Raw genomic sequence first — 543 nt, forward strand, 5'->3', positions numbered from 1 at the left:
CCTCCAGCAACGCGATCTGCTCCGCGTCCTGCCGACGCTCCGCCAACTCCATCGCCAACGCCGCCTGCGCCGCGAAGACGCGCAGGGTGTCGACCTCCTGGTCGGTGAAGTCCCTGGCGTCCGCCTCGCGGGCGAGCAGCACGACACCGCGGATGTGCTCGCCGGTGCCGATGGGCACGGCGACGGCCGGTCCGAGATCCTGGAACCGGGGCGGTCCGGCGGTGACCCGGTCGTCCTGCGCGACGTCCGTACTGGTCACGGGGGCACCGTTGGCGAACGCCTCGCCCGTGAGGGTGCCCTCGACGGGCAGTACGAGCCCGCGGTGCGCGTCGGCCTGCCGGCCGATGGCGAGCTCCACGGTGAGGGTGTCGGTGCCCTTGACGGGGGTGGACATCGCGGCGAGCTCCGAGCCGGTGATCTCCCGCGCGCGCTCGGCGATCAGCTTGAGCACGTCCGACTCGTCGGCGCCGGACATCAGGCTGTGGGTGACCTCCGCGTTCGCGCCCAGCCAGCGCTCCCGCAGCCGCGACTCCTCGTACAGCC

1 protein-coding gene is annotated in these 543 nt (G+C 73.1%); it reads right to left on the minus strand.

Annotated features, from left to right (window positions below; genetic code table 11):
- Window positions 1–543: GAF domain-containing protein (locus IE249_RS35595; RefSeq protein WP_189711679.1), on the minus strand; the 543-nt coding region annotated here is incomplete at both ends.

This window comes from Streptomyces anandii JCM 4720 (assembly GCF_014650655.1).
Lineage (GTDB): Bacteria > Actinomycetota > Actinomycetes > Streptomycetales > Streptomycetaceae > Streptomyces > Streptomyces anandii.